Raw genomic sequence first — 25,626 nt, forward strand, 5'->3', positions numbered from 1 at the left:
GAGTTCGGTGGGCAGGCAGGTCGAGGCGGTTGGTCGCTCGTCGACTACCGGAACATCGGTTCCGCGAGCCCGCAGCAGCGCGAGCGCAGCCCGGGTCCGTTAGCCCCCGTTAGCCCGGCGACAGATCGCCAGCAGGCCTGATCGCCGTGGTCGGCGCGCAAGTGGGCTTCGCGAGCGGCGTCCGAACTTTGACGGGACTCAGATCGGGGACGACGACGCCGAATCAGTCGGCCAGTGGCGTTGTGCCCGTGCATCGGCCACTCGCCTTGTCGATTTCGCCGACGGCGACGTTGGCATCGAGTTGCGCGGTCCCCGCGCGGGTCCGATCCTGCCGAGGAGCAGCGTGAGCAACATCGAACTTCCTGCCCCGTTGGTACGATTCGGTGGCCGCACGACATCGGACCTTCTCGGTGTCGGGAGCTTTGCGGGTACCGTTGCGAATGCCTTGACCCGACCATTCGCGCTGTGCTTACGCCTGTCCCAACCGGATCGGCCTTCTCGTCTGCGAATTCCTCGTATTCTCCGCGCCGGTGCCGGCGCGCCGCCTCCCGCTCTTCGAGATGGCTCTCGTATCCGCCACAGGACACGGTGTTGGTGTGTCACAGCGTCGTCCAGCGGAGCGAGATCGCCGGCGAAAGTCTGCAGCAGCGTCCATTCTCCTCCCCATTGGCGCCGGCCTCGCGGTCCGACGGGTGTGCCGCGGGAACTCGACGCCCGCGACGACGCCGCACCCGTACCGCCGCCAAACACGCACGCCCCCACCAAGAACGCATGCGCAACAGACCACGACTCATCGCCGGATCCGAACCACCCTGTGTGGGCGCCGCGACGGATCGTTGTGGACCTTGGACCGATGCCGGTCAGCCAACACGCGGAACGGGCTGTTGTTCAGTGAGCGGATCGAGTTGCACACCCTTTCGCCTCTGGCACAGCAGCTTCTCCAGTTCGTCAACAGCGCCGTGCTCGCGACCTGCGGCGGAGATCTCGCTCTGTAGCTCCGCGGCTCGCCGTCGGAAACGATTGTCGCCCAGCACCTGACGGACGGCGGCAGAGATGGCGTCCGGTCGTGGCCGCTGGGTCCGCAGGTTGATTCCAACCCCGGACCGGCCGACCCTGGCAGCGACCTCGATCTTGTCCTCGGTCTTCCCCGCGGCGACAATCGGCACTCCGGCGGCGAGCGCGAGTTGAACGGCGCCGAAGCCGGCGTTCGTGACCAGCACGTCGGCCAACGGCAGCAGCCGGTCGAACGGGATGAACCGCTCGACGCGAGCGTTCGCCGGCAGCGCGCCGAGGTCTCGCGGATCCCTGCCTCCGGTCACCGCGACCACCAGGACGTCCTCGTCGGCCAGCGCCGCGAGCCCGGGCTGCAACAGCTCCGCCGGGTCGGTGGCCACGGTGCCCTGGTTGAGCACGACCACCGGCGTGCCGGCACCCAGATCCGCCCACCACTCCGGCTCGGTCCAGCTGTCGAGCGGCTCGGGGCGGACAGGGCCGACGAAACGGACATGCCCGGGAAGATCGCGCTGCGGGTACTCGAATCCTTTCGCCCCCAGTTGGAGGTAAAGGGCAGCGTGCAGCATGTACTCGAACACGATCTCGTCGCGCGTCGGCAGGCCGTGATCGATCCGGATCTGGTTGACGGCGCGAGTCATCCCGGCAAACAGAGTCCTTCGTACCAGTGTGTGCAACAGCCTGTTGCGTAGGGAGCCGAGGAGTGTGGTCGTCGGCCCGAGCCCCACCCCGAAGGGCGGTACGTCGTCGCTCGGGAAGCCGACGACGCTGATCCCCAACGCGGCGAACGGCGGGCCGCCGAGTTCGGTGAGCATCGGGCCCGCGCCCATCCCCGTGTCACCGACCACCAGATCTGCGGGCTCACGCTCGAGCGCGGCCGACAAATCCGCCAGATGGGTTCGGGTCGGCTCGGAGAAGCCGACGACCATGTCGAATTTCAGCTTGGCGAGGCCGGACAGCTCCTTGCGTGCGGGAAAGTACTCGTCGAGACCGATCAGGCTGAAGTCGTGGTCGCTCATCGGGACATACTCCGCGCCGATGGCTCGGATCCGGTCGGCGTACTTGCTCCCGGCGTACCAGCGGACACGGTGGCCGCGTTCGACCAGAGCGCGTGCGATCGGCAACGCCGGCACCGTATGTCCGTCGGCGGGCGTCGTGGCGAACAGGATGCGGGCGGGCGTCGGGCATGGCGCGGTCATCGGGAAGCCCCTCGGGCGCGGCGGGTAGCCAGGAGCATCCGGACCAGGTATCCGGGCGTGGGCGGTGTCCAGCCCAGCTGCTTTCCCATGCCGAGATCGTCACGGTTGGCCCAATGCTCGGCGACCCGGCCGTCACGCATGCGGAACCAGTGGGTCTGGGTGACCGCGAAGGCACGACCGCGTGGCGGGAACGCGACCTCGACTTCGCCGTCGGGCCGGTAGGCGACGAAGGGACCGGTCTGACGACCGGACATTGTTGCGTGGATGACGACGTGGTCTCCATCCTGGGCGAGGTCGTGCACCTGCCAGGCGAGGTCGCTGAACGCGGCACGTAACCAGAGCGCCGTGGCATACATAGCTGCCGGCCCCTCGCCACGAGTGTCCGGTGGCTCGGCGACGGCCTCCCGGTTCACCACGTCGGCGGTGTAGAGCACGCCGAAGTCGTCGAGTGTGCCGTTGCCCATGGCGTGCAACGAGGCGATGGCAACAGCAGCGTCGCCGACTATGGGCTCAGACCCGTCGGTGTGATCTGTCACGTCGTGAGCGTGGATGGTTTCGGGCATGTCGTTCTCTCTTCGGTGTGGTGAATCTTGGTGTGGATGGATGGGAATGAGCCCTGTGGGCAGCCGAGGGTCAATCTGCATAGAGACGGATCTCGATTCCGTCGGGGTCGAGGAGGCCGACGAGCACCGCACCGCCCTGGTGGCCGACGACCACACCGCCATGGGGCTGGCCGGCCTGATCGAGAGCAGCCGCCCAGGCATGGACGTCGTCCCGGTCGCCGACGAGCAGGGCGATGGGGTCGAAGCCGGCCATCGCCTTCGCGCGACCGGGGTCGTGCCGGAGGGCGAGCGCAGGCCCGCAACCCTCGCGCGTGATCGCCACGCCCTTGACCTCGCCGTCTTCGACGAACTCGATCGTCACGCGAAACCCGAGCGTTTGCTCGTACCACGAGCGGCTGCGCGCGAGATCGCTCACCGGCAGCTTGACGTGGTGAATACCTTCGATCACGGCACCCTCCTCTTTTTGTAGTCGGACTCTAGAGTTAGAATGCAACTCATGAGTGGAGATGTCAAGAGAGTTCGCGGAGCACGCACCCGAGAGACGAGAGCCAAGATCGTGACCGCGGCAGCCGAACGGTTCATCGCCGACGGCTACCACGCCACCACGTTGGAACAGATCGCGGCGCAGGCAGGTGTCGCCGTCCAGACGGTCTACTTCCACTTCGGCAACAAGCGCACCGTGCTCAAGGAGGCTGTCGACGTCGCCGCGGTCGGGGACGACGACCCCGTAGCGCTTCTCGAACGCCCGTGGCTGGAAGAGGCGAGGGCACAGTCGAATCCCCGCCGGGTGCTCGAACTCTGGACATCGAACGGCCGAAGTGTCCTGACCAGGGTCGGTCCGATCATGCGGGTCGTTCGCGATGCCGCCATCGTCGACACCGAGATGGCCGAGCAATGGGCGACCAACGAGGCACAGACCGCGACCGCCTTCGGGATCCTCGCCAAGCAACTCGACGCCATGGACACCTTGCGGGTGCCGGTCGGTCAAGCAACCGACATACTCTGTGCCATATCGGGATTGAGCATGTTCCTGGTCCTCAGCGACCGAGGCTGGACCCCAGCACAGTGGGAATCCTTCGTCGTAGATGTGCTCAGCCACACACTGCTGGGGCCTACCGTCGACACACCCTCATGACGGCAGCGACAGACGCCGTCTTCGGTGATGTTTCGCCAGTTCGGCTACGTCGTAGAGGTCCGGTGACGGCGACCGCACCGGCACCGAGGAGCCCGGGGCTCCGCGTGACGGGCGGCGAGCGTGAATCCGACGAGAGCCCGAGCACTACCCACAGGATGTCGCGCCCGCCCGGAATGACCAGCCTGGTCCAGAGGACGCGCGCTGCTGGCACCGGTCGCGGATTGCCTCCTCACGACCGTGTGCCTCCGTCACGAGACCGATCCTGGGGTCGAGGACGCATCCGCGCCTCTGACGACGGTCGGATGCTCATTTCTGCCTACGGCTAGGCGCGCAGGTCAGGGGACGGATGGTTGTGTCGATGTCATGGCATGTTCAGCCCTCGCCGCGGGTATCGCGACGGATGTCGTCGCTGATTCCGCGCGATGCGGCGATGGCCGCGAGGCTGGCGGCGAGCCGGTCCAGGTCGTCCTCGCCGAGGCCCTGGGTGAAGGCCGCCTCGTGGGTCTCGGCGATCGGTCACAGTGCTGCGAGAAGTCGTTCCCCGTCCGGGGTGAGGAGCACTTCGTGGCTGCGGCGGTCGAACACGCTGCGCAGCCGCTCGACGTGCCCGGCGCGTTCGAGCCGGTCCAGTACCGCCACGACCCGGCTCGGTCCGACGCCGAGCTGCTCGCTCGCCGCCTTCTGGCTGATCCCCGGGTTTCGTCCGACAAGGCGCAGCAGTCCCACTTCGGACGCGGTGAGGCCCAGGGGCGTGAGCGCCTCCTCGAAAGCGGCGGAGGCGTCTGCGCCGAGCTGGGCGAGCAGGAAGACGATACGGCGCGGGTGAAAGGCTCATCGTGGCGCGGTGCATCTGCTCGGGCGACAGTGCCTGGGACGCGGCTACCACGAGCGCACCGAAGCGATGCGTCAGGTGCCAGGTGGCCTCCAGCAGCCGACCGAGCGCATCGGGCGGGTCACCCGTCTTCGTCGGTGTATGCGATCGCCCGCTCGGAAACCTCGCGGAGCGGGGTCGCCCGCGAGTCGAAGTGACCGTAAGTCGAAGTGACCGTAAAGCGTGATCCGGCCGACGCCGGCTTCTTCGGCTATCTCGTTCACGCTGGCGTCGGGGTCGACAGCCAGCCGCCGGGTGGCTGCATCGAGGATCGCCTCGACGTTGTGCAGGGCGTCGGCACGCTTGGGACGCGTCGCCGCGCCGTGGTCGCTACGGGCACTCGTATCGATATGGCTAATAGCCACCGACTACCTCCAAGCATGGACAACGCTGTTCATGTCGTCCGATGAGCGACGCAGGACTCACCCCGGCAGATCGCCGCCGCGGGCTGAGGAACCGGTGACAGTCGACCGCCACCGCCCTCACCGCAACTCCTTCGAATACCCCTGCGAACCATCGTGCAGTCCTCCCGTTCCCGACAACGAGAATCTCCGGACACGCCGGGGGCGGTTCAATGGCGGCGCCGGTGTCGCCCTTGGTTGCGGGACCGAAGTACGTCGCGACCCGAGCATCGAGGCGGGCACCGCGGACGGCGCGCAGCACAACGGGCGGACTGGCAGGAGACGCTGCTGGTCGTCGCTGGTCGCCTGCGCATCACCTTCACCGACGCCCACTCCCCCGATCAACCTCGGGCCCGGAGAGCACACCACCTTTCCCAGCTCGCAGCACTATGCATACGTCAACCTCACCGATGCCCGCCCGGTTCGTGCGCAACGAAGTCCGATGACGACATCCATGGACCGTCGCGATGGTCCGTGTGCTCACGACCGGCATGCAGCGCTGCCCGGGCCGCCACGCTTCGATCAGATGTCGATGAAGACGAACCGCCGTGCAGCCACCGCGGCGATCACGACGCTCACCCCCACCACGATGACGAGGGCGAGGCCGACCGGCGCCGGAAAGGTCTCGGCCGCACCGATTGTGCCGCTGTGCACCAGGCGGGCCACCACCACGGACGGGTCGGCGCCGGCGATCCACGGCTGAGCGGCGCCGAGCAGTCCGCCCGCGGCACCCGGGAACAGCAGCGCGATCACGACGATGCCCACCGCGGTCAGGGTGGAGCGGGCCGCGACGCCGACGGCGACGCCGGTCACGGACACCGCGGCGGCAACCAGTGGTGGCCACACCAGCGCGTACCACGGCCCCACCGGTGTCGCACCGGGCGGCAGGATCATGATCACCGCGGGTACCGACACCGCGAGCCCGATCGCGACACCGACCACGGCGGCGAGAGCAACCGTCGCCGACTTGGCGACGAACAGCCGTATCCGCCGCGGCTCCAGCGCGATACTGACGATGATCGTCTCCCGGGCGAACTCGTCGGCACCGACCGCCGCAGCCCAGACCCCGAACAGCAGCAGCGGCAACAGGAATCCCGACACCGCGCCGGATACGACGCTGCCCCCCGCAGCAAGTCCACGGCCACCTACGATCGCGAGCACGATCACCGGTATCGACACGGTGGCGACGATCCAGGTGATCCACAGGCCACGGACCGTCGCGATCTTCAGCACCTCCGCGCGTATCGCGGCCCTCATCTGGCCGCACCGACACGGTCGAAGTACCAATTCTCCAGGGCGTCGGGGCCTGCCCCCGCACCGGCGACGTCGGCGACCGCGCACTGCGCGACCACCCGGCCCCGGTCCAGCACCACGACTTCATCCGCGGAACACTGCAATTCGGCAAGCAAATGGCTCGAAATCAGCACGGTGCGCCCGGCATCGGCAAACCGCCGCAGGACGTGACGCAGCCACCGGATCGCCTCCGCGTCGAGCCCGTTGTGCGGTTCGTCGAGGATCAGTACCTGGGGATCGGCCAGCAGCGCGGTGGCCAGGGCGAGGCGCTGCCGCATGCCGAGTGACATCTGGCCCACCCGCAGACGCGCCGTCGACGACAGCCCCACGACCTCGAGGACGTCCCGGATCCGATCGGCGCTGACGCCGGTGGCCGCCGCGACGATGCGGAGGTGCCCGGTGGCGGTGCGGGCCGGATGGAGACCTTCGATGCTCAACGCCGCGCCCACCGTCCGTGCCGGGTCACCCGCCCGCCCGGGTGGCTGGCCGCCGACGAGGACCGCTCCGGCGTCGAGGCGCACGAGGCCGAGCATCGCCCGCAGGATGGTGGTCTTACCCGCACCGTTGGGACCGAGTAGCGCCGTGATCCGGCCCGCTGCCGCGGTGAACGAGACGTCGTCGAGGATGCGCATCCCCTCGACCGCTTTCACCGCGCCCGCAACGGTCACGCCCGCGGCCGGAGGTGCGGCGACCACCGTCACCTGCGCGGACCGAGGGTGATGATTGCTCCGGGCCGGGCAAGAGAGAACACCTGGATCGGCCTTCCCTTGGCCCGGTCGACGATCTGGGCTTCCCAAGCGACGAGGCAACTCGCGGCGTCGGAGGCGTAGAAGCGCTGCAGGATCGGGGTGAGCACCCTGCCCAACTCCACCTCGGCATCGAGGAGTTGCTGCCGGTACGGGCCGTAGTAGGGAAGGATGGCCGCGAGGACGACCGACTCGACCGCCTGGACGCGGTCGATCAGTGGGTTGATCCAGTAGAGGTTGCTGGTCACCACCGGCTCCACCTCGGCCAGTATCGGACCGGCCAACTGGAGGATCGGCTGGTAGACCGAGCCCAGCGCGAAGGCCTCGGAGGAGAGGGGCCCCGCGAACGGTGCGAGCCCGATGAGTGATCCCAGGCCACCCTGCTGATCGGCGCGCGGCGCCGGCCACCCGCGCGAGCACGGCTTCTGCTGTGGCAATGGGGAGGATCCGGCACCGCCGGGCAGCGTCGGGCCGCCACCCGGGGCGGCACCGTCGGACGGAGAGAGTTTCAGTGTCCCGCCGTTGACCGGCGGTCCGCTCGCCCCGGCGTTCGGGCTCGTCGCCAACGGCACCCCGGTCGCCAGAGGGATGCCGGCGGCGGGTGCCGCCGCTGCCGGCGGGACCGACCCGCGTGGCAGTGTCAAGCCGGGAACCGTGACCTTGGTCGGCGGAGTCGACGCAACACTCTGTTTCTCCGAGACGACGCGGTACTCCCCCGGGCGCCCCGTCGGCAGCAGGATCGCGGCGACCAGTGCGAGGACGATCACGGCCGCGGCCACGACCCGTGCGATCAGCAATGCCTGATGGTGGCCGGTATCCGCCCGCGGCGCACCCGGCTGACCCCCGTCGGCATACGCGAGGGCACCGGCCGGGACGGCGATCCTGTCGGTGGGCGGGTCCGAATCCTCGGGAAGCGAATCGCCGCCGGCCGCATCGGGTGTCTGAGGCGGCGGCTCGGCAGAGGACCGGCGCCGAAGGGATGGCGGCTTCAGGGATAGCCACTGCCAGCTCATGACGCACCTGCACTCTCCGGCGCCTTCTGCGACGGTTCGAACGTGCCCGTCAGGTGCCATTTTCCGATGAAGCTGTTGAACGGGCCACCCTGGATCAGACTGGTCCAGTCGAGTGTGAATGCCTTGGTATCCGGGTCGAAGGTGCCGGTCGCACCGGGACCGGTGACCGTCGCCTTCTGCGGTGCCTGCAGCCACCGATTGGCTGCCCAGTCCCAAACACGTTCTGCCTGTTGCTGTCCCGGCGCCTTGGCCTGGGTCGACGAGACCGGCTTCGGTGCGCCCTGGTTGAAGTCCTGCCGGTTCCAGGACGCGGCCCACGACGACACGTCGGCCGTCAGCTTCCCGTCGTGGAGGGTGACCGTCGGCGGCGGGACGGCAGTCTTCGTCTGCAGATCGATCGGATTTGTCGAGATGCTGAAGGCGACCGCGAAGAACTTCGTCGGCTTGGTGATGGACCCGGCGAGTGAGTCACCATCCGGGGCGAAAGCGGGAACCGGCTGGGTCTGGTACCCACCGGTGCGCAGTCCGCCCGCGCTGCCGGGTTCGAGTATCGTCGCCTGTCCCCCGTCGGCGGGTGAGTTCGCGTTTACCATGTACGGCCCGTTGTCGGCGGTTCCGCCCGGCTGGATCATCCGGAAGTACGTACCGGTCAGCTTTCCGTCCTGTACCGCGCCCGGGGTCAACCGGAACAGGCCGACCAACTCGCCGTCCGGGATGCTCGGTGTCTTACCGCACGCGGTCAGTCCGGTGAGCGCCACCGCCAAGGCGAGGAGAACGCCGAGTGCCGCTGTGGTGGACCACCGCCGTTTCGGATGGGCTGTTGGCGTCATCTACTTCTCTCCTCCGTCGGATCCGGTCCGCTCGCGAACAATCCTTCGTGGCCATGCGGCGAGGGTTGCCACGAACAGGACGACACCTGTGGCGAACAGAGCCCATGGCAGAGCCCGGAAGCCGCCGGCCCCGACCGGGGCCGTGACGGCGTTGAGCGAACGAAGTGCCGCGAAGTTGTCGAGATTGTCGTTCACCGTGCCGACCAGGTCCGCCAGATCGCCCGACACCCGTGGCCATTGCGCCTGCAGCGCGGCCACCGCACCGTGGTCGGCCCCCTCACGCCGGACCGAACGGAACTCGGTGTCGAGTACGCCAAGGGCGCTGACGGTGACAACGAAGTCGCTTTGCGACTGCCGAACCTGGGCGGCCGTCATCACCGGCGCCAGTGTGTGCAGCATCCGGTCACCGGAGTCACCGGCACGCGCAAGCCCTCCGGCGAACGGGTAGGCGGCGAGCAGCAATCCCGCTACCGCGGCCGCCACCACGGCACGGCGCGCCCCCGCAGCCGATCCGAGAATCGCCGCGCTCGCGATCAGGGCGGCCAGTCCCACCCCGACGAGCAGAAACGGGATGCGGTCGAATCCGCCGATCCCGGCGAGCCGCTGGTAGTCGGGCACCCCTGATTCGATGCGCGTGAGCAGCGCGTCGGCACGGTCGGCGATCGCCGGCGCGGACCGCCGGTACTCGTCGACGGCCGGAAAGCGGCCGGGCGCCACGTCGGACCGCTGATAGATCGCATCGAGTCCCGAACCCGCGTCACGCAGCAGCCGAACGTCGTCGCGGTAGTGCGCGAGTTTGTCCGCCTGCAGGTGCGGCCCGAACTGATCGAGCATCTGCCGTCCGGCGGCGACGTCACCGAACAGACCGCCGAACACCGGTGCCACGACGAGAAGCAGGCCGATGAGGAGCACCACCACACCCGCGAACCTGTTCCGCGTGAGCCGATCCGGTGTGTCCCGGAGTACGGCCTGGGCATGCGGCAGATCGAGAAAGGTTGCGGGAACCGCTGTCACGACGATCCCCGGCCGCCACGGAAGAGGCGGTCAGCGTTGGTGAGGACCGCTGTTGCCAGCGCGGTCAGCAACACGAGTGCGGCGACGAACCAGCGCGAGGAAGACAACCTCGAATCGTCGCGGGCCTGCAGCGTCACATTGTTGGCCACCGTGGGCGGCGCTGCCTGAGCGGCCGGCGCGGCCGCGACACCGGGAGCCACCGGGGCACCCGGTGCGGCTGGGGCACCCGGTGCGGCCGGTGCACCCGGCGCCGCCCGTGGCGCTCCGGGCGCGGCGCCGGCGTTTCCGGGAGCCTGGGGCGCGGCCACCGGGCCACCGGAAACGCGGCCCGTCAGGTGCCACAGGCCGGTGAAGTTGTTGAACGGTCCGCCGACGATCTGGCTCGTCCACTCGATCACATAGGTCTGGGATGCCGCGTCGTACTGTCCGCGCACCGGCGTCGTCTTGCCGGGGAAGGAACCGCCCGGCTTGGGCGACCCCTGGTTGAAGACCTGCCTGTTCCAGGTGACGCCGAAAGCGCTGAGGTTCCCCGTGATCGACGAGCCGTCCACGTAGAGCTGCGGCACCGAAGTCGATGACCGGGTCTGCGGATCGACCCGGTTGGTGGCCGTGGCGAAGCCGATGCCGTAGAACTTCACCGGGCTGGTCACGCTCCCCGACAACGCGTTTCCCTGCGCGTCGAAGGCCGCCGACGGCTGCGGTTGATAGCTTCCGCTGCGCAGGCCGCCGTCGGTGCCCGGTGCGAGCAGCGTGATGGTCTTGTCCGAACAGGTCGAGTCACCGTTGGCCAAGAACGGGCCCGACGCGTTGCCTTCGGGGAGAATCATGCGGAAGAAGGAACCCGAAGCCGAGCCTCCGCCGCACGAACCCGGTGCGATCGACAGGATTCCATTGATCGGGCTGGGTGCCGCCGCCGCCGGCGCGGCGAACAACACCGACCCGGCGATGGCGCCAACCGACGCCAGTCCCAGTACCAGCTCACGACAATGCGATTTCTTGCGCACAGATCCCCCCGGATGGATCGACTCGCGCCGCAACCCGAAAGCGGCAACCTTGCTGGACGTGCACTCTATGGCGCTACGGCGCAGTCGCCTACTCAAGAATCACGATGGTCGGTATTCTGGCCTCGATCCACCGATTGGCTTTCTGGTGTCTGGTCAAACGTGTTGTGCATGGTCGAGCTGGGTGCGGGTATGTGGCAGTCGCCGATCTCTGATGTCGGCGTGTTTCACGGGGTTTCGGGTCGGAGCCGGGTGAGCCGGGCGCAGTTAGGACTCAAGCGGCGTGTTTTCGCCTGATGGTGTTGTGGAACAACAGCTTCCACTCGCGTTCCCTTGGTCATCCGGTCGACAGGCGAATTCTCAGGCGTCGGACTGGGGACGCCATACGTGCCGGTATGCAGATGAGGGTGTGAATCGCCCCGGGCTTGTCGGAGCTCTCGAACCCGTGAAGGATAGAGCAACGGCAGCACCTCGGAAGTACAGCGTTGAGCTGAAGAGCGGGCAACGCGGATGGCGGTGAAAGCCCGTCAGGACCAGGCCACGCGGTCGGGAGCGCTCAAACGGATCGCTGACCAACTCGGCGTGCATCCTGAAGCGCTTCGGACGTGGGTCAAGCAGGCCGAGGTCGATGGCGGCGTGCGTCTGGGTACCACACTCAGCGACGCTGAACGCATCGCGCAGCGGGAACGGGAGAACCGTGAGCTGTGGCGAGCGAACACGATCTTGAAGCAGGCGTCTGCCGTTTCGCGGCGGAGATCGACCGCCCGCAGCGCTGATCATGGAGTTCGTCACTGCTCATCGCGATGAACACGGAGTCGATCCGATTTGCGCGGCCCTGCGAGGTTCGGCCGCCCAGATCGCCCGTCCACCATACGGACCCATCTGGGCTCTCGACGTGTCGAAGCGCCACGAGCAGTTCGTGACCGCTGACAACCGCGAGATGCTCGGCGAGATCCGCACCGTGCACGCACGACAACCTCGGTGTCCAGGGTACTCGCAAGGTCCACGCCGAACTACGCAGAAAGGAGTTCGACGTGGCCCGCCGCACCGTCGAACGATCGATGAAAGCCGATGGATTGCAAGGGATACCGCGGTTGAAACACGTAAGACCACTCGCAATGAGGTAGCCGAGACGCCACAGCCGGCTGATCGGGTCAAACAGCAGTTCGCTGCAGAAGCGCCGAGTATCTTGTGGGTCGCCGACCTGACCTACATCCGCACCCACTCCGGCTGGGTGTACGCGGCATTGATGCTCGACGTGTACTCGCGCATGGTCGTCGGCCGGTAGGTCTTGACAGCCATGCACACCGACCTCGCGCTCGACGCCCTGGACATGGGTTTGTGGGCACGCTCGCCGGCCGGCCAGGATGCGGCCAGGCTGATCCACCACTCCGACCGCGGAGTGCACGATATCGGTAAAGCCAACGCCGGGAAGACCGGGCGTCGCGGACTCCGTGTGCGCCTGGATGAGTATCGGCGGTATGGAGCCGGAGAGCCCGTCGCGCACACCGGCGGCCGACGTATCTGGCAACTCGCCGATCACACGGAACTGCTCGGCTGGCGTGAAACACCGGACGCTGACGCCGCCACCATCGAGAGCGCGATGATCGTCGCATTCCGCGACCACCGTGGACGCCTACCCTTCGCCAACGGACGGCTGTGAGGCCCGCTGCCGGGCCACCTTGGGGCCACTGAATCCCCTTGGCCCACTGAGACTCTGAGGCAGGCTACCCCGGGAACAAAAACGCCCTTTCGATGCAGGTCAGAGCAGGTTTCTCGACTGTGGAGCTATTCCTCGATCCACCGATCGGCTTTTGGGGGTGCGATGAATGGTGTTGAGCACGTTCAGGCCGGTGATGGGTATGAGTGAGTTGCCGATCTCCGATTTCGGCTCGTTTCACTGAGTTTTGAGATCGGGGCCGGCGAGCTGATCGGGTTAGGTGTTAGGCCGCGTGTTGTTGGCCGATTGTGTTGTTGAACAACCGATTCCATTCGCTTTCCCAGGGCCAGCGTGTGGGTAGGTGCATCGTGATGCGCCCGGCTGAGGAGGCGATCCGCGCGGGAACGCAGATCAGGGTGCGGCGGATCGTGGGGGTGGTGGCTTTGGCAAGACACTGCCCGCTGAGGCTGGCGGCGGCACGGGTGAGGTTGAACGCGATGACCGCGCACACCAGCCAGGCGGCGTTGGCGCTGAACTTTCCCGGCGGCAGATGCGCGAGCGCGGAGGCTTTCAGGTCGGCGTGGACTTGCTCGATGATCGCATGGCCGCGGTGGGTCTTGTCGGCGGTGACGGTGTCGAGGTCGCTGGTGGTGAAGAACGCATGAAAGCGCCACACGTCGAACAGGCCGTCGCCCCCGGGCTGAAAGTCGGGGATGCGGCGTACGACCAGCCGCCCTCGAACCTGCAGTGGCTTGGCTTTGGAGGTGAACGCGGTGAACGGCATTTCGGCGACCTCGGCACGCGAGACCCACTGGCCGCTGTCGGCGTCGAAGATGGCGTCGGTGTACTCGATGGGGGTCCAGGCGTCCTCGGCGATTGTGGCGATCTGCGCCCGTATGTGTGCATCCTGGCGCACGGTGACTGACACCTGGGCGCCGGCCCGGATCGCGGCGGCGACCGTGCGGTGGCCGTAGAACTCGGCCTGTTCTGGCGGGATGCGCTTGGCTGGCCGCTCGTGTGGGACGAAGGCGTGCAGACCGCTTTCCAGTCGCCCGCGGGCGGCACGAAGATCGCGTGGGACGGCGAGGATGACGGCACCGAGTGCGTCCCGGACGAGCAGCGATTCGAGTTGATCGCGGACGACCTGACGGCAGAGCTCCGGCGATTGGTTTCCCTCGGCGCCACGATCCTCGCTGAGGAGCGTCATGCCGTGACCCTCGCCGACCCGGACGGCAGCGTGTTCTCGGTTCGCGAGGATGGCTGAGAGCGCCACCGACCTGCGATCCCGGTCGTCAGCCCTCGTTCGCACCAACGACCAGTCGGTGAAGCGTCTCGACGAGTGCCGTGACGATCCGTTGCTGGCCGGTCAGGGATGGGTGTACACCGTCTGGTCCTTGCAGTTCCGGATGGGCGGGGACACCGAACACATCGACGAGGTCGACGACAGAGTCGTCGAAGTCGCGGATAGCTTTGGCGAGGGCGGTGACGTCGGTGTTGCGCCAGCTGCTCGCCCCGTACCGGAATCCGGGGTTGGCGGCCGCGCGTTCCTCGTCCACGGGGACCGGGGTGAGCCAGACCCAGCGCGCGTCGGTGCGTTCGGCGGAGATGCGACGCAGCTCGCGGAGGTTCTCGATGCTTTCGGTGAGGGTGGCTTGGGGCTTGCCGCCGGCGATGCGGGTGACGTCGTTGCCGCCGAGCCCGCAGAGGATCCAGTCCGGTGCGGGATGCAGCAGCGAGGGCCAGCGGCGCAGGATCATCGCGGTGGTGTGCGCGGAGAGTCCGGCGTTGACGACGGTGAGCTCGTCGTCGGGCCGGGCGATGGCGAGGACGTGGCGGAGGATCTCGGCCCAGGACTGCAGGTCGTCGGTGATGGAGTCGCCGACGGCGAGGATGCGGGCGCCGCGCGGGAACGGGACCTGAGACACGCGATCGGCGAACACGGGGTCGGCGAGCAACTGCACTGCCGCGGAGCGGGTCTGGGTGTGGAACCGCTCCCGGATGTCTGCGTACTCCTGCGGGCTCACGCCGAAGATCGTCGGCAGGGATTCGGTGAGCCCGGGGAGGTAGCCATAGAGCTTCTCCAGGTGCACGTACTGCAGTTGCGCCGCCGCCTGCGGTGCATAGGGGGTCTTGTTGTTCATGGTCGTTCTCCTTTGGTACACGGATGGACAGGTCAGGCGCCGCGAGCGCCTTTGCCGCCGTCGACGGTGAGGATGGTGCCGGTGGTGTACGACGCGGCCGGGGAGGCGAGCCACAAGACTGCGGCGGCCACCTCCTCCGGCCCGCCGAGGCGTGCAAGCGGGGCGAACGAGCCGATCTGCTGCTTGATCTCGTCGGGCTGGGCGGCGATGCCGCCGGAGTCGATGGACCCGGGGGCGACGGCGTTGACGCGGATGCCGCGATCGGCGTAGTCGAGTGCGGCGGTGCGGGTCAGCCCCACCACACCGTGCTTGGCCGCGACATAGGCCGCCATCCCGGGTGCTCCGGCAAGACCCGCGGTGGAGACCACGTTCACGATGCTGCCGCCATCGCGCAGAGCCGCCAGCTCGTGCTGCATCGCGACGAGGGTGCCGCGCAACGTGACGGTCAGCACCCGGTCTGCATCCGCGGCGGAGAGTTCCCCCAGCGGCGCAGGACGATGGGTGGCGCCGGCGTTGTTCACCGCGATGTCCATGCCCTCCGCTGCCGCCCCTTCCACCACGGCGGCGAGCGCGTCGTCGTCGGTGACTTCGAGGCCGACGGTCCGGCTCGGGATGCCGGAGGCTTTGAGCTCGGCCGCGAGTCGGTCGAGCCTTTCCGTGTCCCGCGCGGCCAGGACGAGCCGGGCTCCGGCTGTATCGAGGGCCCGGGCGATGGCGCGCCCTATGCCGCCGTTGGCGCCGACGATGAGCGCCGTGCGGCCCTCCAGCGGGCCGTTCATGCGCGTGCTCCCTGTGCCGGGCGAGACTCGGTGTGGCGGGTCTTGGGCAGCAGGAACCCGGCGGCGACGAGCCAGATCAGCGATCCGAACCGTCCGATCGGGATGAGGAACTGCAGCGGCTCGAGCACCATCGTCAAGAAGCTCAGCTCTGCGAGCACGGCGATCACGAGCCCGATCCACGCGAACCAGGTCGGGACCAGACGCAGCAGCAGGGCCGGTACGGCGATGCCGGCCACGAGCAGCCCGAGCCCGAGGACGTGCGCGAATCCGCCTGCGGCGAAGCTCACGTAGGCGAGCGCATGGGTGAGCGCACGATCCGCGCTGACGACGTCCTGGCTCTGCGTCCAGGTGACGATCGCCGAGACCGCGAGCAGGATCGCCGCCGCCGTGCCGCCGAACAACCCGATGTTCGGACCGGGCACGCGGATGCCGAGTCGCTGCTGACGGGCGTAGATCGTGGCGGCGTAGATCCCGAGCGGGATCGACGACCCCAGCTGCAGCATCGCCGCGAACCGAACCGCGAAGCCGTGGTTGGCGAAGAACCCGGCCACGGTCTCGGTGTCGCCGAAGGGGGAGGTGATGGTGCCACCGCCGGAGAGCACCGCCATCGAGACGAGGCTGCCGATCAGCAGACCAAGGGAGGCAAGGCCCAGGATGCCGGGGTTGGGTCCACCGGCCGCGCGGGCCGGGGCTGTGGTGTGCGTGCTCATCGGGAGCTTCCTTTCGTTCATGGAAGTGATAATACATAGTATGAATGATTCTGCAAGTGAGGTATCGTGGTCGGTATGAACGCTCGCCGCCCACGCCGCATCGCTTTCCTGCTCGCCCAGCTCGGCGCAGACGCCTCCGCCGCCTTCGAGGAGGCGCTCGCGCCCCTGGGCATCACCGCGTCCGAGGCCGGTCTGCTGCGCATGGTCGGCCGGAACCCCGGAATCAGCCAGAAGGCGGTGAGTGAGCAGCTCGGCGTCGGGCCGAGCCGGGTCGTCGCGGTACTGGACCGGCTCGAACGTGCCGGGCACGTCGAACGGCGACGCAGTGCGACAGACCGCCGCAGTCACGAAGTGCACCTCACCCCTGACGGGCAGCGTCTCCTCGCTGAGCTTCGTCCTATCGCCGAGGCCCATGAGGCGGCCTTCACGAAGGGCCTCAACGAGGACGACCTCGAGCGGCTCGCCGCCAGTCTCGCTGCCATCGCGGCATCCCGAGGAATCAGTAGCGAGATCCATCGCGACACCCGGGGTCGGGGCTGAACATGACATGACATCGACAGAACCATCAGCACACCCACGCCAGCGCCCACCGGTGGGGAGAGATGCGCATCCGACCGTCGTCAGAGGCGCGGATGCGTTCCTCGACCCCAGGATCGGTCTCATGGCGCAGGGGAACGGGCGGTGACGACGCAACCCGCGACCGGTGCGAGTGGTGCGCGATTCTGGGCTGCGTCGTGGCCGGGTTTCGTAGCTATGGCGCTTGTGGGCAGCAACGTCTCCGTCATTGCCGTGACCCAGTACCTTCCGGTGCTGGCGATCCAGTCCGCCCGATACGCCGTGGCCGGATTCGCGATCCTCGCTCTGGCGCGGGTCTTCGAGATCAGGCTGGTCACGCCGCGCGGCCGCGACATCCTTTGGGTGGTGCTCGGGGCTCTCGTCGGGCTCGTCGGCTTCACGCTCGCCACCATCGTCGGCACTCGTCACGCGGAGCCGGGACTCCTCGGTGCCGCCGTCGCGTGCATCCCTGTGGTGCTCGCGATCATGGGGCCGTTGGCCCAGCGGCGGCGACCTTCCCCGCGCGTGACGGGTGGCGCCGTGATCGTCAGTGCCGGTGCCGTCGTCGTCACCGGATGGGGACACGCCGACGTCATCGGGGTGACTATGGCGGCGCTGTTGATCATATGCGAGGCCGGGTTCAGACTGCTGGGCGCTCAAGCGCTCCCGCGCATGGGTCCGTGGAGCTACTCCGCGGCGACCTCGCTGGCCGCGGCCGTCGTCTTCGCGATCATGTCCTTCATTGTCGAAAACCCGGCTCTGACGATGCTCGTCGAACCCGAGTCGATCGCCGCGATCCTGTACCTCGGCATCGTGGTCACCGCGCTCGGCTTCGTCCTCTGGTTCACCGGAGTCCAGCGGATGGGCGCGGGAACGGCCGGCCTGTGCGCCGGGCTCGCACCGCCCGCAGCCGCGGTTATCGGCATGTTCTTCGGGGCACCGCCACCCTCGCCGGGCGTCTGGGGTGGTATGGCGATCATAGGGCTGGGCCTTGTCGTCGGATTCCTGCCGTCGGCGCCCTGAACCACATGAACCTGGGAGAAGCCGACGGGAGTGATCTTCGAGCCCATTCCTGCGACACCTCGCCCGTGCGGCAAGTGCGGACGGCGCGTGTCGATGCCACGAGGCAATGTAGGCACGGCGACTGAAGAACTTTCCGGTCTGGTGATCACCAGCGGATTTCGCTCCCTCTGGTGCCGGAGCAATGCCTGTGCACCGGAGGAACTCATACGCTCACGATATGCGCCGCTTCGTAGCATGAGAGGCATGCGTGTTGATCGTGGAGGACGAGCCGTTGATGGCTGAGGCGATCCGTCGCAACTATGCCACCGGCGAGTTGGCCTACTACCGGTGCTCTGCGCCGGACGACCATACCGTGACCGACCTCATGCGAGTGGCCGGAAAACGCTGGACGGTCGAGGAAGCCTTCCAGACCAGCACAGGGTTGACCGGCCTGGACCAACACCAAGTGCGCACCTGGACCTCATGGCACCGCTGGACCATCCTGGTCATGCTCGCCCGCGCCTTCCTGGCCGTCACCACCGCAGCTCAACGCTGCACCGAACACCCAAACCCATCACTGATCCGGTTGAGCGTCAACGAATTCCGCCGACTCTTCATCAGCCTCATCCTCATACCGCAGCACACCACCCGTACCGTCCTCGACTGGTCACTCTGGCGACGACGACACCAACAACGAGCACGACAATGCCACCAAAACCGCAGGTCACCCCCACAATAGAACCGATCTACGGCTGTAGTACTAGCTGATGGTGACGATGTGCTGCTTGGAGTGTCGGACGGAGGAGCGGCAGGGTCGTCGGCGCCCGCCGCGCAGCTCGCGAGGAGTGCGGTGAGAAGGAGTGCCGCCCCTGGCGTGGGCGCCGCCCATCCCGTGCTTCGTGTGCTTGGCGATAGGAGTCACGTGCCCGTCCTTCCTCAGTCCCGCGGTGTGTCAGGTTGGGAGACAACGGACAGACTGGTGCGATCGGGGTCTGCGGGGCGTGCCTTGGCTCGATCGAACCACTGCAGGAGCCGCGTAGGCAGACAACCTCGCCGGCAACGTCCGCGGGGCGCCGACGGCGCTCTGCAGCCTGTCGAGCAGCTCCTCGATGATGGGGTTGTGGGCCGGGGCGATGATCGTTTTCCACGCGAGCCACGCGATCGGGGTCACCCGAGCGTCGACGTCATGCCGAGCCAGCAATCGTCGCCGAGACCTGTCACGGTGAATGTGTGTGTTCCTGGGATGCCTGTTCCACTCGGGAACGTGATCTCGATGAGCTTGCCAGGCTCGTAAGCGCTGATGGTGCCGTGCGTTCCGCTGGCCCCGACTCCGACGGGTTTGTCGAACGTCATCGGCTCCTACAGCGGAGCGGAGGATAGAGAGCATCGTCGGGCTGGCCCAGGGTTGCCAGCAGCGGAGCGATGTCCTCGGGATCAGCACCGATGATGCGCTCGTGGATGTTCCGGATTCGCACCAGGAGTCTGGATCGGTCGGTCGCGGTGCTCATGTCTCCGCCTGCTGTCGAGGGTCGCCGGGTTGGACGAGGCCGTGGTCGAACGCGAAGACGACGGCTGCTGCCCGGTCGCGGAGGTCGAGTTTGGTGAAGACGTGGCTGATGTGGGTTTTGACGGTGCCTTCGCCGAGGAACAGGTCGGCGGCGATCTCGGCGTTGGACAGGCCCGCACCGATGAGGGCGAGCACGTCCTTCTCGCGCGGGGTGAGCCGGTCGACCTGGTCACCCGGTCGCATCGGCGGGCGGCCTTCGCGGTAGGTAGTGAGGACCCGTCCGGTGATGGCGGGGTCGAGCCAGGCTCCCCCGGCGGCGAGGGTGCGAACGGCGCGCTGAAGATCCTCGGCGGGGGCGCCCTTGAGTAGGAACCCGGCTGCGCCGGCGCGGAGTGCACCGGCGAGGATCTCTTCCTCGTCGAACGTGGTCAGCACCAGCACTGGTGGTGCGTTGCCCGCGCGGGTGAGTGCGTGCGTGGCGGTGATCCCGTCGACATGGGGCATCCGGACGTCCATCACGATGACGTCGGGTTCATGTTGGGCGACGGCCTGGGTGACGTCGATTCCGGTGTCGAGCTCGCCGACGATGGTGAACCCGTAGCGTTCCCGCAGGATCCCGCGGAGTCCTGCGCGGATGAGCTCTTGGTCGTCGACGACCAGGACGCGGATGTGGGGTTCGGTCATGCGGGGATCACCGCCTCGACCAACCATCCTCCCGCTGATGGTCCGGCGGAGAGTGTGCCGCCGAGTGTGGCGACGCGTTCGTTCATCGCGGTGATTCCCGTGCCTGCCGGGCGCCGGCCAGGAGGAGCGCCCCCGTTGCGAACCGTGATCTTGATGCGTTCACGGGTCGTGTCGAGGCGGACCTTGATCGGTCCTCCGTCGCCATGGCGGACGGCGTTGGTGAGGGACTCCTGGACGATCCGGTATGCGGTGAGGCTGCGGCTGGCGGCAATGCCCGCCGGGACTCCCCGCAGGTCGAGGTCGATGTCGGCTCCCGCGTTGCGATAGGAGTGGATCAGGTCGGGGATGTCGGCGACCGCCGGGGTCGGCGATGCCGCTGCCGCGTCGCCGCTGCGCATCAAGCCAACGGCGGCGCGGACATCCTCGAGGCTGTCTCGGGCAGCGTTCTCCGCCTCAGTGAGCGCGGTGCGGGCGGCGTCGAGGTCGTCGTCGAGGGCCAGGCGGGCGCTGCCCAGGTGCAGCAGCGAGACGGTCAGGCTGTGCCCGACGAGGTCGTGCATCTCGCGGGCGATGCGGTGCCGCTCGTCGGTGCGGGCACGTTCGGCGAGCTCGGCCTGGGCGGCATGCAGGCGCTCGACGAGCTCGCGCTCCCTGCGGACGAAGACGAATGCGCCGCAGGTCAGGGCAACGCCGAACGTCCACGTGATCCATCCCGGCTCGGGGCTGACCACGGAGAGCATGACGATGAACGCTGCCGTCAAGGCTGCGTCGACGGCGATGGCCCATCGTGTCGTGAGCACGAGCGCGGCCCAGCCGGCGATCACGCACATCCCGAACCAGCCGAGATTGCGCGGATCGCCCCAGCACGCCAAGGCGACGCCAGTAGCCAGCACGGCAAGCCCGACCACGAGCGGCCAGCCCGTCGCGTCAATCCAGATCAGCACCGCGCTGGTCAGAACCGCCAGGATGCAGAGTGCCGCGGCGATCAGTGGTTCGCGGTGCGTCTGGACGGCACCCGCCGCGGTGAGAATGATGATCGCCGTGGGCGCTGCCACGATGGGTACCGCTCGCCTCAGCCGCGATCGAGCACCGACGGGTCGTTTCACAGTCGGCTCCTGGGTGCGGCGAGCACGGTGGCGACGACGGCGATCGCGGCGACGATCAGCAGCGGCATCGTGCCGTCGCCCAGGCCGAGCCACGGGTCGCGGATGGCCTGGTTCGCGAGCGCGAGGGGCTGGTTCTCGGCGACCGCCCGCAGGACCGGGGGCATGACCGAGGTCGGCGGGCCGCCGACGCCGAGCAGGAAGGACGGGAAGTAGAGCAGCAGTCCGACGGCCTGGGCGGCGCGCGCGGTGGGCAGCAGGGTCCCGAGCAGCACGCCGATAGCGACGAAGGCGATCGAGGCGACTACGATCCCCGCGCCGGCGCGCAGCGGATCCTGGACGGGCGGGACACCGTAGACCGGGGCGGCGACCAGCAACAGCACGACCCCGGCGACCGCGATCGAGTTCAGCCCCAGCCACGACTCGGCGTACAGGAACGACCAGCGGGAGAAACCGGCGGCGGTGAAGCGTCGCAGCACCCCGCGCTCGCGGTAGGAGGCGATGTGCAGCGGGAGCATCACGAACCCGACGGCGCCGATCATCACCGTGAAGTAGGAGGCGATGTAGTAGTGCGCGGGGTTGATCGGGAAGCCGTGCGCCGGCTCGGTACCGAACACGCCGCCGAGGGTCAGCATGCACAGCACCGGGAACCCGACGGCGAAGATCAGCGTGAACGGATCGCGGGACACCAGCCGCAACTCCTGTGCGAGCAGCTTGCCGGTCACCGACCGCCTCCGCGGCTTCGGGCCGTCGACCCCGGCAGGTCGAGTGAGCGCTGTGTTCGTCATCGCAAGCCTCCTGTCGCCTGTGCGGGCGCCGCGAGGGCACCGGCCTTCTCGGTTGCCTCGTCGGGCGGATCGGTGAGCAGCGTCAGCAGGGCGGTCTCGAGATCGGGGATGTGCACGTCGAGGTCGGCGGGGACCGGTTCCGGCCGACTCGTCAGCCAGGCGCCGACGTGCGCGATGACGACGCGACCACCGCGGACGGTGACGATGTCGCCGGTGCGAGTCACCGACTGCACCTCTGGCAGCCTGTTGAGCTGCTGAAGTGCCGTCGCCGCAGCGTGGTCGTCGGACACGGGAAGGGTGAAGCGAATGATCGCCTGGCCGGCGTGACGCTCGATGAGCTCGGCGGGGGTCCCTTGGTCGAGGATCCGTCCGGCGCGCATCGCAAGCACTCGGTCGCACAGCGCCTCGGCTTCGGTGAGTTCGTGGGTGACCAGCAGCACGGTGACGCCGGTGCGGCGAAGCTGCTCGACGGCGGCCCAGACGCCTCGGCGGGCGGCGGGATCCAGGCCCTGCGTGAGCTCGTCGAGGATCACCATCCGGGGGCGGTTCAGCAGGGCGAGCACGAGGAACAGCCGCTGCCGCTCCCCGCCGCTGAGTCCCGCGAACGGAGCGCGGGCGCGGTGGGCGATCCCGAACTGCTCCATGAGCGCGGCAGGGTCTGAGGCGTCCGGGCCGGCGAACAGGGCGACCGCTTCGGATACCCGCATCCGGTCCGGCAGGCCCGAGTCCTGCAGCTGACTGCCGATCTGCGACCGGACGCGCTGCGCGTCGCGCGCCGGGTCCAGTCCGAAGACCCGGATGCTGCCGGCATCCTGGCGGCGAAGGCCTTGGATGCACTCGACCGCCGTGGTCTTCCCAGCGCCGTTGGCACCGATCAGCCCGACGACCTCGCCGGCTTGGATGTCCATGTCGAAGCGGTCGAGGACGAGCTTGCCTCCGTAGGACTTCGACAGGCCCCGGACGCTCACCACGGCGTCGGCCTCTGGCCGTGCTGTCTCATTCATACCGACCAGCGAATCGCGAACCCGTTGTGGTGCGCCTCTGCGCACGGGTGGAGATCCGGCTCCTCCCCCGGCGAGAGGAGCGCGCGGCATCCTGACGCTGTCACGCATGGGTGGTCTCCTTGGGCCGGGCCAGCGAGAGCAGTCCCGCGGCGGCGGCGACAGCGGCGGCGAACCAATAGCCGGGGGCGAAGGCATCCGCCGTGGGGGCCAGCAGCGCCCCGGCCGCGACGCTGGAGACCGCCGACACCCCGGTAGCCGCACCGAACTCGTGGAGGGTGCTCAGCGCGCCCGAAGCGACTCCCGCCTCCTGCGGCTGGACGGCGGAGAACAGGCTTCCCGCGGCGGCGACGAATCCCGCGCCGATCCCGAAGCCCGCAACGCTCGTGGCCACGATCAGCACGGTCACCGATGCGATCCCTGCGGCTGCCGCCAGACCGGCTGCGGTGATCAGCAGCCCGACCACCGAGACGGTGCGCACGCCCCAGCGGGGCAGGAGGCGCCCCGCGAGGTTCGAGCCGAGGATCGTGCCCACCGCGACCGGGAGGAAGGACAGCCCCGTCTGGAGTGCGGTGAAGCCGTGGGACTGCTGTAGCGCGAAGGAGCCGAGGAAGAACACCGCGATCATCAGCGCCGTGGACACGAAGACGAGTGCAAGTCCACGCAGGATCGGTCGGCGGTGGAGCATGCCGGGATCGACCAGGGGTGTGGCCGCGGTCCTGATGCGCCAGGCGAACAGTGCGTATCCGGCGATGCCGACCGCGGCGGCGATGAGAGTGTGCGGGCTCAGCCAGCCGTGGTCGCCGGCTGAGACGAGGCCGAACACGATCGCACTTGCTGCAAGCGTCGCTATCGCGGCGCCGAGCAGGTCGAGCCGACCCCCGGTTCCCGGCATCGGTCGTACCCAGCGAAGCAGCGTCAAGAGCAGGATCGCTCCGAGAGGCACGTTGACGTAGAACACCCACGGCCAGCCGGGTCCCTCTGTGAGCACGCCGCCGAGGAGGACGCCCAACGCGGCGCCGGCACCGCCGAGCGCCGACCACACGCCCAGCGCACGGCTCAGCTCGGGTCCAGCGAATGTGCGGACGATGATCGACAGCGCCGCGGGCGACATCATCGCGGCGCCGACGCCTTGCAGCGCGCGGGCAAGGAGCAGCAGCTCGGCTGTGCCTGCCAGGCCCGCGACCAGTGATGCCGCGGTGAACAGCACGAGGCCCGCGAGGACGAGGCGGCGGGGGCCGAAGACATCGGCCGCTCGCCCGCCCAGCAGCATCAATCCGCCGAAGGCGAGCGCGTAGATGCTCGCAACCCACGCCAGCCCTGCGCGATCAAGGCCGAGATCGGCGCCCATCTCCGGCAGCGCGACAGCCACGACGGTCACGTCGATGATCAGCATCAGCTGCGCGATGCCGAGCATCGCCAGGACGCGCCACCGGCGCGGATCCGGCGTCGGCTCCCTCTCGACGGACGCGTCGTCAGCAGCAGTCATCCGGCTATCCTCGCTCTCAACTCGAACAGTGGTGTACGAATACAATAAATCGTACGCTCATGTTCGACAAGAGGGCAGGCGTGGGACCCTCGGGCGTCAGACGATGAGGACGGTCTTGCCGGGCAGCATGCCGTGGAGGGCCTGGTCGTGAGCGACGTGAAGGTCGGCGAGCGGGAGCCGCTGGGCGATGTCGAGGACAAGCTCTCCCCCGTCGACGAGCGCGACCAGCCGTGTCAGTTGGACCGGGTCGCTGCGCACCGCGACCTGCTCGACGCGGATGTTCCGCTCGGGCCGTTCGGGGCCGGGAGTGGTGGCGCTGACGAAGACGCCGCGATCGACGACGAGATCGGCCAGTGCGGCGGCCTCCACAGGGCTGTTGCGTACGAGGTTGAGCACGACGTCGAAGCGCTCGCCGGCGAGCTGCTCGGCGACCGGCGTCGCCGCGTAGTCGACGATCCGGTCAGCGCCCGCCGCGCGAACCCGCTCGCGACTTCGGTCGCTCGCGGTCGCGGTCACCGTCGCCGCCTCGCGCCGGGCGAGCTGGACGGCGAATCCTCCGACGCCTCCACCGGCGCCGTTGACGAGGATCGACTGCCCGGCCCGCAGGCGGGCGTTCTCGACCAGCGCCTGCCAGGCGGTCAGCCCGGCGAGTGGGAGCGCGGCCGCGTCGGCGAGGTCGACCGACGCGGGTGCGGGGGCGAGCAGTGCGGCCGGCGCCGAGACATACTCCGCCGCTGCCCCTGCGGCAGTCGCGGGCAGAAACGCGATGACTGCGTCGCCTGTGTGCCAGTCCGTGACCCCCGGCCCGACCTCGCTGATACGGCCTGCCACGTCGACGCCAGGGATGTGCGGGAACGCGATCGGCGCGTCGTTCTGCAGGATGCCGAGCCGGATGGCCACGTCGAGCATGTTGACCGACGTGCCCGCCACCTGGACCACGACCTCTCCGGCGCCGGGCCGGGCATCGGGGGCGTCCTCCAGGTGCAGCACACTGCTGTCGCCGTACTCGTGGTAGCGGATCGCTCTCATGAACAACCTCCAGATTGCTTCGAATTAGTAACGTCTAGACCGTACTATGCTGCGAAGTTGAAACACAATCCTGTACGCCGCGCTGCGGCCAGCCGACGATG

General features: G+C 68.4%; 28 protein-coding genes and 3 pseudogenes. 8 read left to right on the forward strand and 23 right to left on the reverse strand.

Annotated features, from left to right (window positions below; genetic code table 11):
• Positions 1 to 10 precede the first annotated feature (10 nt).
• The 4 genes and pseudogenes from QSJ19_RS27045 to QSJ19_RS19060 all read right to left on the reverse strand — a co-directional run.
• Positions 11 to 599 (reverse strand): annotated as a pseudogene (locus QSJ19_RS27045) (hypothetical protein); the annotation flags it as partial.
• Between the two features lie 261 nt (positions 600 to 860).
• Entirely contained in the window at positions 861 to 2,210 is a 1,350-nt protein-coding gene (locus tag QSJ19_RS19050) for a glycosyltransferase (protein ID WP_286322559.1), read from the reverse strand.
• Complete coding sequence (locus QSJ19_RS19055) at positions 2,207 to 2,746, reverse strand: ester cyclase (RefSeq protein WP_286322560.1); 540 nt, start codon at positions 2,744 to 2,746, stop codon at positions 2,207 to 2,209. Before QSJ19_RS19055 ends, QSJ19_RS19050 begins: the two co-directional genes overlap by 4 nt.
• Positions 2,747 to 2,843: 97 nt before the next feature.
• On the reverse strand, positions 2,844 to 3,371 hold the full coding sequence (locus QSJ19_RS19060; RefSeq protein ID WP_353507158.1) for a VOC family protein: 528 nt from the start codon (positions 3,369 to 3,371) through the stop codon (positions 2,844 to 2,846).
• On the opposite strand from QSJ19_RS19060, the gene QSJ19_RS19065 reads away from it, so the two are divergent.
• A complete protein-coding gene (locus QSJ19_RS19065; RefSeq protein ID WP_286322562.1) occupies positions 3,270 to 3,908 on the forward strand; it encodes a TetR/AcrR family transcriptional regulator in 639 nt (212 codons plus the stop codon). The two genes, QSJ19_RS19060 and QSJ19_RS19065, sit on opposite strands and share 102 nt — an antisense overlap.
• Positions 3,909 to 4,424: 516 nt before the next feature.
• Here the strand turns inward: QSJ19_RS19065 and QSJ19_RS19070 are convergent.
• The 8 genes from QSJ19_RS19070 to QSJ19_RS19100 all read right to left on the reverse strand — a co-directional run bounded on the left by QSJ19_RS19070 (position 4,425) and on the right by QSJ19_RS19100 (position 11,080).
• Positions 4,425 to 4,721 carry a MarR family winged helix-turn-helix transcriptional regulator gene (locus QSJ19_RS19070; RefSeq protein ID WP_353507161.1) on the reverse strand — a complete coding sequence of 99 codons (297 nt, stop codon included), beginning with the start codon at positions 4,719 to 4,721 and terminating at the stop codon, positions 4,425 to 4,427.
• 93 nt (positions 4,722 to 4,814) lie between these two features.
• Positions 4,815 to 5,144, reverse strand: a complete 330-nt coding sequence (locus tag QSJ19_RS26840) for a TetR family transcriptional regulator (RefSeq protein ID WP_353507159.1) — start codon at positions 5,142 to 5,144, stop codon at positions 4,815 to 4,817.
• A 558-nt stretch (positions 5,145 to 5,702) separates the two neighbouring features.
• Positions 5,703 to 6,437, reverse strand: a complete 735-nt coding sequence (locus QSJ19_RS19075) for a hypothetical protein (protein ID WP_286322563.1) — start codon at positions 6,435 to 6,437, stop codon at positions 5,703 to 5,705.
• A complete protein-coding gene (locus QSJ19_RS19080) occupies positions 6,434 to 7,168 on the reverse strand; it encodes an ATP-binding cassette domain-containing protein (protein ID WP_286322564.1) in 735 nt (244 codons plus the stop codon). Before QSJ19_RS19080 ends, QSJ19_RS19075 begins: the two co-directional genes overlap by 4 nt.
• Positions 7,169 to 7,170: 2 nt before the next feature.
• Positions 7,171 to 8,232, reverse strand: a complete 1,062-nt coding sequence (locus QSJ19_RS19085) for a hypothetical protein (RefSeq protein WP_286322565.1) — start codon at positions 8,230 to 8,232, stop codon at positions 7,171 to 7,173.
• On the reverse strand, positions 8,229 to 9,062 hold the full coding sequence (locus tag QSJ19_RS19090) for a hypothetical protein (protein ID WP_286322566.1): 834 nt from the start codon (positions 9,060 to 9,062) through the stop codon (positions 8,229 to 8,231). Before QSJ19_RS19090 ends, QSJ19_RS19085 begins: the two co-directional genes overlap by 4 nt.
• Positions 9,063 to 10,076 carry a hypothetical protein gene (locus tag QSJ19_RS19095; protein ID WP_286322567.1) on the reverse strand — a complete coding sequence of 338 codons (1,014 nt, stop codon included), beginning with the start codon at positions 10,074 to 10,076 and terminating at the stop codon, positions 9,063 to 9,065.
• Complete coding sequence (locus QSJ19_RS19100; protein ID WP_502876254.1) at positions 10,073 to 11,080, reverse strand: hypothetical protein; 1,008 nt, start codon at positions 11,078 to 11,080, stop codon at positions 10,073 to 10,075. Before QSJ19_RS19100 ends, QSJ19_RS19095 begins: the two co-directional genes overlap by 4 nt.
• A gap of 507 nt (positions 11,081 to 11,587) precedes the next feature.
• Here QSJ19_RS19100 and QSJ19_RS26845 point away from each other — a divergent pair.
• The 3 genes from QSJ19_RS26845 (at position 11,588) to QSJ19_RS19105 (ending at position 12,740) form a co-directional block, all read left to right on the forward strand.
• Positions 11,588 to 11,884, forward strand: coding sequence for a transposase (locus QSJ19_RS26845; RefSeq protein WP_353507160.1), 297 nt, complete (start codon positions 11,588 to 11,590; stop codon positions 11,882 to 11,884).
• Positions 11,885 to 12,003: 119 nt separating this feature from the next.
• Positions 12,004 to 12,204, forward strand: a complete 201-nt coding sequence (locus tag QSJ19_RS26850) for an IS3 family transposase (protein ID WP_353507162.1) — start codon at positions 12,004 to 12,006, stop codon at positions 12,202 to 12,204.
• A gap of 173 nt (positions 12,205 to 12,377) precedes the next feature.
• The gene (locus QSJ19_RS19105; protein WP_286322568.1) at positions 12,378 to 12,740 is read left to right on the forward strand and encodes a hypothetical protein; all 363 of its coding nucleotides are present in this window, start codon (positions 12,378 to 12,380) and stop codon (positions 12,738 to 12,740) included.
• 280 nt (positions 12,741 to 13,020) lie between these two features.
• Here QSJ19_RS19105 and QSJ19_RS19110 read toward each other — a convergent pair.
• Positions 13,021 to 13,713 (reverse strand): annotated as a pseudogene (locus QSJ19_RS19110) (transposase); the annotation flags it as partial.
• A gap of 39 nt (positions 13,714 to 13,752) precedes the next feature.
• Between QSJ19_RS19110 and QSJ19_RS19115 the strand changes: the two are divergent.
• The gene (locus QSJ19_RS19115; protein ID WP_502876258.1) at positions 13,753 to 14,001 is read left to right on the forward strand and encodes a VOC family protein; all 249 of its coding nucleotides are present in this window, start codon (positions 13,753 to 13,755) and stop codon (positions 13,999 to 14,001) included.
• 28 nt (positions 14,002 to 14,029) lie between these two features.
• Here QSJ19_RS19115 and QSJ19_RS19120 read toward each other — a convergent pair whose 3' ends face one another.
• Genes QSJ19_RS19120 through QSJ19_RS19130 form a run of 3 tightly spaced genes read right to left on the reverse strand, consistent with a single transcriptional unit; the run spans position 14,030 to position 16,367 of the window.
• Complete coding sequence (locus QSJ19_RS19120; RefSeq protein WP_286322569.1) at positions 14,030 to 14,878, reverse strand: SGNH/GDSL hydrolase family protein; 849 nt, start codon at positions 14,876 to 14,878, stop codon at positions 14,030 to 14,032.
• 32 nt (positions 14,879 to 14,910) lie between these two features.
• Entirely contained in the window at positions 14,911 to 15,657 is a 747-nt protein-coding gene (locus QSJ19_RS19125) for an SDR family NAD(P)-dependent oxidoreductase (RefSeq protein WP_286322570.1), read from the reverse strand.
• Positions 15,654 to 16,367 carry a hypothetical protein gene (locus QSJ19_RS19130; RefSeq protein ID WP_286322571.1) on the reverse strand — a complete coding sequence of 238 codons (714 nt, stop codon included), beginning with the start codon at positions 16,365 to 16,367 and terminating at the stop codon, positions 15,654 to 15,656. Before QSJ19_RS19130 ends, QSJ19_RS19125 begins: the two co-directional genes overlap by 4 nt.
• A 75-nt stretch (positions 16,368 to 16,442) precedes the next feature.
• On the opposite strand from QSJ19_RS19130, the gene QSJ19_RS19135 reads away from it, so the two are divergent.
• The 3 genes and pseudogenes from QSJ19_RS19135 to QSJ19_RS19145 all read left to right on the forward strand — a co-directional run.
• The gene (locus tag QSJ19_RS19135; RefSeq protein WP_286322572.1) at positions 16,443 to 16,907 is read left to right on the forward strand and encodes a MarR family winged helix-turn-helix transcriptional regulator; all 465 of its coding nucleotides are present in this window, start codon (positions 16,443 to 16,445) and stop codon (positions 16,905 to 16,907) included.
• 141 nt (positions 16,908 to 17,048) lie between these two features.
• Positions 17,049 to 17,945, forward strand: a complete 897-nt coding sequence (locus tag QSJ19_RS19140) for a DMT family transporter (RefSeq protein WP_286322573.1) — start codon at positions 17,049 to 17,051, stop codon at positions 17,943 to 17,945.
• A 286-nt stretch (positions 17,946 to 18,231) separates the two neighbouring features.
• Positions 18,232 to 18,663: pseudogene (locus tag QSJ19_RS19145) on the forward strand (IS701 family transposase); the annotation flags it as partial.
• Positions 18,664 to 19,091: 428 nt separating this feature from the next.
• Here the strand turns inward: QSJ19_RS19145 and QSJ19_RS19150 are convergent.
• From QSJ19_RS19150 to QSJ19_RS19180, 7 genes are all read right to left on the reverse strand, one after another.
• Positions 19,092 to 19,277, reverse strand: coding sequence for a hypothetical protein (locus tag QSJ19_RS19150; RefSeq protein ID WP_286322575.1), 186 nt, complete (start codon positions 19,275 to 19,277; stop codon positions 19,092 to 19,094).
• A gap of 151 nt (positions 19,278 to 19,428) precedes the next feature.
• A complete protein-coding gene (locus QSJ19_RS19155) occupies positions 19,429 to 20,115 on the reverse strand; it encodes a response regulator transcription factor (protein WP_286322576.1) in 687 nt (228 codons plus the stop codon).
• Positions 20,112 to 21,170 carry a sensor histidine kinase gene (locus QSJ19_RS19160; protein ID WP_286322577.1) on the reverse strand — a complete coding sequence of 353 codons (1,059 nt, stop codon included), beginning with the start codon at positions 21,168 to 21,170 and terminating at the stop codon, positions 20,112 to 20,114. Before QSJ19_RS19160 ends, QSJ19_RS19155 begins: the two co-directional genes overlap by 4 nt.
• Positions 21,171 to 21,217: 47 nt before the next feature.
• Positions 21,218 to 22,006 carry an ABC transporter permease gene (locus QSJ19_RS19165; protein WP_286322578.1) on the reverse strand — a complete coding sequence of 263 codons (789 nt, stop codon included), beginning with the start codon at positions 22,004 to 22,006 and terminating at the stop codon, positions 21,218 to 21,220.
• Positions 22,003 to 23,010 carry an ABC transporter ATP-binding protein gene (locus QSJ19_RS19170; RefSeq protein ID WP_286322579.1) on the reverse strand — a complete coding sequence of 336 codons (1,008 nt, stop codon included), beginning with the start codon at positions 23,008 to 23,010 and terminating at the stop codon, positions 22,003 to 22,005. The genes QSJ19_RS19165 and QSJ19_RS19170 overlap by 4 nt, the downstream gene beginning before the upstream one ends.
• A 100-nt stretch (positions 23,011 to 23,110) precedes the next feature.
• Positions 23,111 to 24,496, reverse strand: coding sequence for an MFS transporter (locus tag QSJ19_RS19175; RefSeq protein WP_286322580.1), 1,386 nt, complete (start codon positions 24,494 to 24,496; stop codon positions 23,111 to 23,113).
• Positions 24,497 to 24,592: 96 nt separating this feature from the next.
• A complete protein-coding gene (locus QSJ19_RS19180) occupies positions 24,593 to 25,525 on the reverse strand; it encodes an NADP-dependent oxidoreductase (protein ID WP_286322581.1) in 933 nt (310 codons plus the stop codon).
• Between the last annotated feature and the right edge of the window lie 101 nt (positions 25,526 to 25,626).

Source organism: Gordonia sp. ABSL11-1, from assembly GCF_030315685.1.
Taxonomy (GTDB): domain Bacteria; phylum Actinomycetota; class Actinomycetes; order Mycobacteriales; family Mycobacteriaceae; genus Gordonia.

What these genes read in the sequence shown, in the direction of transcription:
- QSJ19_RS19165 (WP_286322578.1), bottom strand. Translation starts at nt 22,006, where the DNA reads ATGACGAACACAGCGCTCACTCGACCTGCCGGGGTCGACGGCCCGAAG.
- QSJ19_RS19085 (WP_286322565.1), bottom strand. Translation starts at nt 8,232, where the DNA reads ATGAGCTGGCAGTGGCTATCCCTGAAGCCGCCATCCCTTCGGCGCCGG.
- QSJ19_RS26845 (WP_353507160.1), top strand. Translation starts at nt 11,588, where the DNA reads ATGGCGGTGAAAGCCCGTCAGGACCAGGCCACGCGGTCGGGAGCGCTC.
- QSJ19_RS19090 (WP_286322566.1), bottom strand. Translation starts at nt 9,062, where the DNA reads ATGACGCCAACAGCCCATCCGAAACGGCGGTGGTCCACCACAGCGGCA.
- QSJ19_RS19065 (WP_286322562.1), top strand. Translation starts at nt 3,270, where the DNA reads ATGAGTGGAGATGTCAAGAGAGTTCGCGGAGCACGCACCCGAGAGACG.
- QSJ19_RS19075 (WP_286322563.1), bottom strand. Translation starts at nt 6,437, where the DNA reads ATGAGGGCCGCGATACGCGCGGAGGTGCTGAAGATCGCGACGGTCCGT.
- QSJ19_RS19130 (WP_286322571.1), bottom strand. Translation starts at nt 16,367, where the DNA reads ATGAGCACGCACACCACAGCCCCGGCCCGCGCGGCCGGTGGACCCAAC.
- QSJ19_RS19155 (WP_286322576.1), bottom strand. Translation starts at nt 20,115, where the DNA reads ATGACCGAACCCCACATCCGCGTCCTGGTCGTCGACGACCAAGAGCTC.
- QSJ19_RS19170 (WP_286322579.1), bottom strand. Translation starts at nt 23,010, where the DNA reads ATGAATGAGACAGCACGGCCAGAGGCCGACGCCGTGGTGAGCGTCCGG.
- QSJ19_RS19050 (WP_286322559.1), bottom strand. Translation starts at nt 2,210, where the DNA reads ATGACCGCGCCATGCCCGACGCCCGCCCGCATCCTGTTCGCCACGACG.
- QSJ19_RS19120 (WP_286322569.1), bottom strand. Translation starts at nt 14,878, where the DNA reads ATGAACAACAAGACCCCCTATGCACCGCAGGCGGCGGCGCAACTGCAG.
- QSJ19_RS19150 (WP_286322575.1), bottom strand. Translation starts at nt 19,277, where the DNA reads ATGACGTTCGACAAACCCGTCGGAGTCGGGGCCAGCGGAACGCACGGC.
- QSJ19_RS19175 (WP_286322580.1), bottom strand. Translation starts at nt 24,496, where the DNA reads ATGACTGCTGCTGACGACGCGTCCGTCGAGAGGGAGCCGACGCCGGAT.
- QSJ19_RS19105 (WP_286322568.1), top strand. Translation starts at nt 12,378, where the DNA reads ATGCACACCGACCTCGCGCTCGACGCCCTGGACATGGGTTTGTGGGCA.
- QSJ19_RS19125 (WP_286322570.1), bottom strand. Translation starts at nt 15,657, where the DNA reads ATGAACGGCCCGCTGGAGGGCCGCACGGCGCTCATCGTCGGCGCCAAC.
- QSJ19_RS19180 (WP_286322581.1), bottom strand. Translation starts at nt 25,525, where the DNA reads ATGAGAGCGATCCGCTACCACGAGTACGGCGACAGCAGTGTGCTGCAC.
- QSJ19_RS19135 (WP_286322572.1), top strand. Translation starts at nt 16,443, where the DNA reads ATGAACGCTCGCCGCCCACGCCGCATCGCTTTCCTGCTCGCCCAGCTC.